Raw genomic sequence first — 621 nt, 5'->3', positions numbered from 1 at the left:
CGATGCTATCCTTGCCTATATATATTTTACCTGTGGGATTATAAGTAATTTTATAGATCTGTTTCATCTGCTCCGGAATTCCATTTTTTCACATAACGCCCAGCTCACCGGAGGAGCAAAATTGGCGTGACTTTTTGCTCCAGCAAAAAGCGCGACACATTTTGCGGAGTCCGGTGGAGCTGCTTGTTATAGCTTTTATTGGTATTCAAATTTGGTTTTAGCCTCACCAGTTTCATTTATAGTTAGTGTAAATGACTTCCAATCACCGCCAGTATGCGATTTCATAACTGAGTGAAGCTTAGGCACAACGGTATAGAGCCGCTCTCTTTCAGGTTTTACAAGTGCCTTTGAGACCCTTTTACCATCAATTACATAACTAAATTTGGATCCTATTGAACTACTACCATCTTCTGAAGTGTGATATTTAAACTCACACGAAAGAGATTCATACCCTAGCTCACTGCTTATCATCATGAGTTCGCTCAACTCATTCAATAGTGATACTTGCTCATCCATAATATTCATAAATCACCATTCCTGCTATAACGCCGCCAGCAGCGGCCGAGTGAAACGAGGTCCAGCGACCGCAGGGAGCGATGCTGCCTGGCCTTGTTATGTTTG

At 42.2% G+C, this 621-nt stretch carries 1 protein-coding gene; it reads right to left on the bottom strand.

Annotation, left to right across the window (positions count from 1 at the left end):
• Positions 1 to 195: 195 nt before the first annotated feature.
• The gene (locus A3761_RS04835) at positions 196 to 525 is read right to left on the bottom strand and encodes an immunity protein YezG family protein (protein WP_068510496.1); all 330 of its coding nucleotides are present in this window, start codon (positions 523 to 525) and stop codon (positions 196 to 198) included.
• Between the last annotated feature and the right edge of the window lie 96 nt (positions 526 to 621).

Source organism: Oleiphilus sp. HI0123 (assembly GCF_001635315.1).
Note: the sequence above shows the minus strand (reverse complement) of the source record. Positions and strands in the feature narration are given on the sequence as shown.